Origin of the sequence: Nocardia harenae NBRC 108248 (assembly GCF_001612885.1) — a bacterium.
GTDB classification, from domain to species: domain Bacteria; phylum Actinomycetota; class Actinomycetes; order Mycobacteriales; family Mycobacteriaceae; genus Nocardia; species Nocardia harenae.
In genome coordinates this window covers 69,252-75,651 of sequence record NZ_BDBH01000008.1, presented here as the reverse complement: position 1 = coordinate 75,651, position 6,400 = coordinate 69,252, and the positions used below count along the sequence as shown (strand labels likewise).

The window sequence follows — 6,400 nt, the reverse complement described above, 5'->3', positions numbered from 1 at the left end:
CGGCCTCGGGAAACCACAGGTCAGCGCCCCCGCGGACCGACGGCGGCCCGGAATCACACCGATGTGATCCGGGCCACCATCAAGATCATTCCCGCGAACCCCTCCGCACCCCGGCGAAGTTGCGCTTCCCCCTGCGCAGCACCAGCCACTTTCCGTGCAGGTAGTCGCCGTCACCTGGCGTCCAGTCGAGATCGGAGACGCGCTCGTTGTTCACCGCCGCGCCGCCCTCGTTCACCGCCCGGCGAGCCGCACCCCTGCTCTCCGAGAGCCCGGACGCCACCAGCAGGTCGACGATGGTGTTCGACCCGCCGGGATCGATCTCCGCCACCGTGCCGTCCACCGCGGCCTCACGAAGCGCGGCGGCGAGCGTCGATTCCCCCAGCTCGCGCAGGTCGGCCCGGCCGAAGAGCGCCTGACTCGCCAGCTGCACCCCGCGCGTCTCGGCCTCGCCGTGCACCAGCGTGGTCATCTCCGCGGCGAGCCTCCGCTGCGCCTCCCTGGCGTGCGGCCGCTCGGCGGTCGCGGTCTCCAGCGCGTCCAGCTCCTCCCGGTCCAGGAAGGTGAACCACCGCAGGTAGCGGATGACATCGGCGTCCGCGGTGTTCACGAAGTACTGGTACCAGGCGTACGGGCTGGTCAGCTCGGGATCGAGCCACAGGCTGCCGCCACCGGTCGACTTGCCGAACTTCTTGCCGTCCGCCGAGGTGACCAGCGGGACGGTGAGCGCGTGCACCGGTTCGCTGTCCACCCGCCGGTTCAGCTCGACGCCCGCGATGATGTTGCCCCACTGGTCCGAGCCGCCGACCTGCAGCCGGCAGCCGTGGCTGCGGCGCAGCTGCAGGTAGTCGTTGGCCTGCAGCAGCATGTAGCTGAACTCGGCGTAGGAGATGCCGTCGGTGTCGAGCCGCCGCTTGACGGTGTCCCTGGCCAGCATGACGTTCACCGAGAAGTGCTTGCCGATGTCGCGCAGGAAATCCACGACCGAGAGCGAGCCGGTCCAGTCCAGGTTGTTCACGATGGTGGCGCCGGTGGGCGAACCGTCGAGGTCCACGAAGCGCTCCAGCTGGGCGCGGATGCGCTCGGCCCACGCGGCGACGGTGTCGGCGGCGTTCATGGTGCGCTCGCCGACGTCGCGCGGGTCGCCGATGAGCCCGGTGGCGCCGCCCGCGAGGACGATCGGGCGGTGCCCCGCCCGCTGGAAGCGGCGCAGGGTGAGCAGCGGGACGAGGTGGCCCGCGTGCAGGCTGGCGGCGGTCGGGTCGAAGCCGGCATAGAGCGAGAGCGGCGCGTCGGCCAGTGCCGCGCGCAGGGCATCCGGATCGGTGGACTGCGCGATCAGGCCGCGCCAGGTCAGTTCGTCGATGATGTCGCTGCTCACGGGGACCGATTCTGCCGCACCGGCGGAGCGGGGCGCTGGTCAGGGCGTTCGGGAACACAGCTGTTCACTCGGGCGAAACGGCACGGCCCCCTCGGGGCCGTAGCTTCGCGCGCGAGGACTTATGAAGAGACGCGTATTCGCCGCCATCGCGGCCACAGTGACCCTGTTCACCGCGGGATGCTCGGGGGGAGGGCCGACCGGAACCGATTCGTACAGCGACGACCCGCGGGTGCTGAACATCGTGCTCGGTTCGGAGCAGACCACCGTCTTCGACCAGGTGGTCCGGCCCTGGTGCGAGCGGGAGGGGCTGACCTGCCTGGCCACGCCGATGGGCTCGGTGGACCAGGCCGTGCTGCTGGACCGGGACGACTGCGCGAGCCTGCCGCCGTACGACGTGTTCTGGTTCGCCAGTTCGGTCTTCGCGCAGCTCGGCGACCGCAGGTGCGGCAGCCTGACCGGCTCGGAGACCACCTTCTCCTCGCCCGTCGTGTTCGCCGGGTGGCGGCAGCGGATGGCCGGGCTCGGCTTCACCCCGGGCAGCGACACCACCATCGAGTCGATCCTGGCGGCGGTCGAGTCCGGCCGGACGAAGGTGTGGATCACCAATCCGGCGCAGTCCAATTCGGGTGCGACGGTGCTGCTCGGCTTCCTGAACCACTTCGCCGGCAACCCGCCTGGAACACCGCTCACCATGGCGCAGTTGGAATCGCCGCAGGTGCGGGACGGGATCACCCGGTTCGCGCGTGCCTTCTCCTACACCCCGCCCTCGACCGGGACCATGATGAGCGAGTGCGTGGCCCAGCCGGACCGCTGCGACGGCGTCTTCACCTACGAGGCCCTGGTTCTGGAGAAGAACAAAGAGCTGGTGGCGCAGGGGCGGGAGCCGATGACGCTGGTGTACCCGCAGGGCTCCCTGGCCTTCGCCGACTCGCCGATCGCTTTCCTGCCACACGGCGAGAACACCGCCAAGCAGGCGAACTTCGAGCGGCTGCGGGACTACCTGGTCGGGCCGGAGGCGCAGCACGAGCTCACGCGGCTGGGGCGCAGGCCGAACAGCGGGATCGGGCTCGCGCTGCCGGACGCGCCGCGCGACGTCTTCGACCCGGCCTGGGGCGTGGAGACCACCGCGACCGAGCAGCCGGTGACCTTCCCCGCGGTCGACGTCATCCAGGCCGCGCTGGACAACTACCAGACCACGTACCGGCGCCCCGGCGACTTCGTCTACTGCATCGACGGCTCGGGCAGCATGGAGGGCGCGGGCTGGGAGGGGGTCGAGGACGCGGTGCGCACACTGCTCGATCCGGAACTCTCGCGCAAGCACAAACTGCTGGTCAACCCGCAGGACAGCACGACGATGATCGTCTTCGACGGCACCATCAAGGGCGGTCCGTGGACGGTGGACGGCAACGACCCGGGCGAGCTCACCGAGCTGAAGGACCGGGTGCTCGCGCTCGGCCCGATCGGCGGCACCGATATCCGGCGCTGCCTCGGCGAGGCGGCGCGGGTGCTGCGCGACCACCCGGCCGACGGGCGCAAGCGCACCGTGGTGCTGATGACCGACGGCCAGGACAACGGGCGCGACAACGCGGCGATCCGGCAGCTCACGGCGCTCGGGGTGCCGGTGCTCGCGATCGGGTTCGGCGATGTCGACGAGCGGGATCTGCGCGGCATCGCGAGCAGTACCGGCGGCAGCTACCTGCCCGCGGGCGACGACGTCTCGACGGCGCTGCGCACCGCAGCGGCCTTCCGCTGAGGGGGGCCGTGTTCACCCGCCTCTCCGTCTACGCGGGCGCGCCCGCCGCGCTCGTCGCGCTCCCGGTCTACGCGGTGAGCGGCAGCGCGGCGGGCACCGCGGTGCTGACCGCAGCCGCGGTGCTCACCGCCGCCGCCGGCGCGCCGGCGGTGCACGCCTGGTCGAGCCGGAAATCGCTGCTGCGCAACCTGGCCCGGCTGGCCAGGCAGGTCACCGCGGCAGGCGCCGGGGTGCGCGATGCCCCGACCAGGGACGCGCTGGCCAGGGCCTGCGCGGCGATTCTCGGCATGGTCGAGGACGACCGGGCCCGGATCCCGGCGGGCACCGACCTGTCGGTGATCCACCAGCGGCTGCGCAATGTGGCCGACGGCCTGGAGCGGTACCTGTACTTCCAGGACCGCGCCGGGGCCGATGACGCGGTGCGGATGTTCCGGGAGCTCGCCCCGGTCTTCGCCGACGAGATGGCGGGCGCCCGCGCCGACCTGATCGACGACCGCGTCCTCGCGTTCCAGCGGGCGATCGATCAGATGCGGCTGGAATCAGGGCCGTACCTGCCGTTCTTCAGGGAGGGGGAGCGATGACGCGGAAGCGTGGAATCGGCGGGCCGGTGCTCGTGGTGCTGGTGGTGCTCGTGCTGCTCGGCACCGGGATCTGGCTGATCGCCCGGCCGGGGGCCGATACCGCGGCGGCCACCACCGTCAGCTGCCTCGGCGGCTCGGAGAAGAGCGGGCTGGCCGGCGACGCCGAGGTGCGGCGGATCCTGCGGGAGAAGTTCGGGCTGGAGCTCGGCTTCCGGGAGCGCGGCTCGTACGCGCAGGTGCAGATCCCGGCCGAGCAGCTGCGCGCGGACGGCCTCGACTGCCTGTGGCCCTCGTCGTTCAGCGCGCAGGCGATCTTCGAGGGCGGCGCGGCCGATGCCTTCCCGGACTACCTGGCCGAGCCGGTGTTCCAGTCGCCGGAGGTGCTCTACGCCAACCGGGAGGTCGCGGAGGGGCTGCTGCGCAGCGGGATCGTGGCGCGGCGCGACGACGCGTACTTCATCGTCGATATGCGGCGGCTGCTGGAGGAGCTGATCCTGCAGCGCCGGAGCTGGGCCGAGATCGGGGTGGCCATCCCGGCCGGGCCGATCATCGTCGGCAGCAGCGATCCGGCGAAGTCGAACTCCGGCATGACGCTGGCGCAGCTGGAGCTGGCGATCCTGGCCACCGGCGACCCGTACCGCCCCGCCACCGCCGAGCAGGCGAGGGCGGCGCTGCCCCGGGTGCGGGCGCTGATCGAGGCGCAGGGGCTGCTGCGCCCCGGGTCGGACAGCGCCTTCGACCAGTGGCTCATCCAGGGCACCGGCGGATTGCTGGCCGGGTACGAGAACCAGCTGCTGCAGTGGGCGGCCGGGCGCGGCGGGCGGGTGCCGGAGCAGATCGTCACGCTCTACCCGGAGCCGACCATCCTGAACGAGCACCCCGTGCTGGCGCTCACCCCCACCGGCCGGAGGTTCGCGGAGGCCATGCGGGACAGCGAGATCCAGGCCATCGCGGGACGGCGCTACGGCTTCCGGCCGGGCACCCCGGATCTGGAGCAGAGCATGGGGCAGGGCCTCGGGCAGGCGTTCCCCGGGGTCGCGCTGCCCGCGACCGCGGCGCTGCGCAAGACGCAGGCACCGAACCAGGAGGTCACCGGGTTGCTGCTGCGCTGCTTCGAGCAGGGGCAGTGCTGATCGCTCCTGGCCGTGGCGGCGGCTACACCGGAGCTCGCGGGCTGCGGCGATAGCTCGAGACGGCGGGCGAGCCGGGCAGCCAGAAGCGCCACGGGACGTCGGCGGCCAGGCGCACCCCGACCCGCGGGCCCGTCGCCACGGCCGCCTCCGGGAGCGGGTCGCCGAGCTCGAGGCGGATCGCGCCGCCCGGGTCGGTGAGGTCGGCGCCGTAATCGGCCAGGCGCAATCCGAGCGCGCTGCCGAGATTGCCAGGGCCGCGGGCGAGCCCGGCATCGGTGCGGGCGGCCGGGCGGCGGGAGCGCGCGACGTCGATCCCGGCGATCACCTCGCCGGAGCGCAGCAAGGTCGCGCCCGCGGTGCCGTCGGGGCCGGTGGTGACGTTGGCGCAGAAGTGCATGCCGTAGCTCAGATACACGTAGAGCGCGCCCGCCGGGCCGAACATGACGGCGTTGCGCGTGGTCCGGCCGCGGGCGGAGTGCGAGGCGGGGTCCGGCCATGGGCCTGCCGGGTCGCCGCCGTACGCCTCCACCTCGACGATCCGCAGCCCCACCTTCCCGGACCAGAGCGTGGCGCCGAGCAGGCGGCGGGCGGCGGTGGGCGGGTCGGTGACGAGTTCCTGCACCCGGCCGATTGTGCCGAACGGTTGTGCCGCACCCCGATCCGGGCGTAAATTCATCACACAGTGAATTCAACACTCGATGAATAGAGGCGCGATGACCGAATCCTCCGAACCCGCCGTACGGGTCAGCGGCCTCGACGTGCGGCGCGGCGGCAGGCCGGTGCTGCGCGACATCGCGCTGACGATTCCCCGCGGCTCGATCACCGGGCTGCTCGGGCCGTCCGGCTGCGGCAAGACCACGCTGATGCGCGCCATCGTCGGCACCCAGCTGGTGCACGGTGGCAGCGTCACCGTGCTCGGGCGGCCGGCCGGGGCGGCGGCGCTGCGGGCGGCGGTGGGGTACGTGACCCAGGCGCCGAGCATCTACAGCGATATCAGCGTCCGGGAGAACGTCGCGTACTACGCCGCCGTCTACGGGCGCGACGCGGCCGCGGTGGACGCGGCGATCGCCGCGGTCGGGCTGGCGGAGCGGGCGGGGAACCGCGGCGACGCGCTCTCCGGCGGGCAGAAGACCCGGGTCTCGCTGGCCTGCGCGCTGGTCGCGCAGCCGGAGTTGCTGGTCCTGGACGAGCCGACGGTCGGGCTGGATCCGGTGCTCCGGGTCGAGCTGTGGAAGCAGTTCGCCGCGCTGGCCGCGGCGGGGACGACGCTGCTGGTCTCCAGCCACGTCATGGACGAGGCCGAGCACTGCGATCGGCTGCTGCTCATGCGCGAGGGCAGGCTGCTGGCCGAGCTCTCCCCCGCCGAGCTGCGCGCCCGCACCGGCGAGCAGAACCTGGAATCCGCTTTCCTGAACCTCATCACGGCCGGAGCCTCCGCATGAGCGCGTCAGGCCCGGAGGCGGCAGCGGAGCGTGACCACGCAGGGCCCGCGCTCGGGCGCGATGGACACCGCATGAGCGCGTCAGGCCCGGAGGCGGCAGCGGAGCGTGACCAC

Annotated in this window: 6 protein-coding genes; 4 read left to right on the top strand and 2 right to left on the bottom strand. The window is 72.6% G+C overall.

Translation table 11 applies throughout. The features are described from left to right. Nucleotides 1–85: 85 nt before the first annotated feature. Nucleotides 86–1,378 carry a tyrosine--tRNA ligase gene (gene tyrS / locus NH2_RS19365; RefSeq protein ID WP_067656095.1) on the bottom strand — a complete coding sequence of 431 codons (1,293 nt, stop codon included), beginning with the start codon at nt 1,376–1,378 and terminating at the stop codon, nt 86–88. Between the two features lie 121 nt (nt 1,379–1,499). Here tyrS and NH2_RS19360 point away from each other — a divergent pair, with 121 nt between their 5' ends. From NH2_RS19360 to NH2_RS19350, 3 genes are read left to right on the top strand one after another with little or no spacing between them, the layout of a single operon-like run. Next, nucleotides 1,500–3,131 (top strand): VWA domain-containing protein, encoded by a 1,632-nt coding sequence (locus NH2_RS19360; RefSeq protein WP_084505696.1) that lies wholly within the window; start codon nt 1,500–1,502, stop codon nt 3,129–3,131. 8 nt (nt 3,132–3,139) lie between these two features. After that, nucleotides 3,140–3,712, top strand: coding sequence for a hypothetical protein (locus tag NH2_RS19355; RefSeq protein ID WP_067656090.1), 573 nt, complete (start codon nt 3,140–3,142; stop codon nt 3,710–3,712). Further along, nucleotides 3,709–4,845 carry a hypothetical protein gene (locus NH2_RS19350; RefSeq protein WP_157103868.1) on the top strand — a complete coding sequence of 379 codons (1,137 nt, stop codon included), beginning with the start codon at nt 3,709–3,711 and terminating at the stop codon, nt 4,843–4,845. Before NH2_RS19355 ends, NH2_RS19350 begins: the two co-directional genes overlap by 4 nt. A 22-nt stretch (nt 4,846–4,867) precedes the next feature. On the opposite strand, the gene NH2_RS19345 is transcribed toward NH2_RS19350, so the two are convergent. Then, a complete protein-coding gene (locus NH2_RS19345) occupies nt 4,868–5,521 on the bottom strand; it encodes a DNA-3-methyladenine glycosylase (protein ID WP_067656084.1) in 654 nt (217 codons plus the stop codon). A 37-nt stretch (nt 5,522–5,558) separates the two neighbouring features. On the opposite strand from NH2_RS19345, the gene NH2_RS19340 reads away from it, so the two are divergent. After that, a complete protein-coding gene (locus NH2_RS19340; RefSeq protein WP_067656081.1) occupies nt 5,559–6,287 on the top strand; it encodes an ABC transporter ATP-binding protein in 729 nt (242 codons plus the stop codon). Nucleotides 6,288–6,400: the final 113 nt, after the last annotated feature.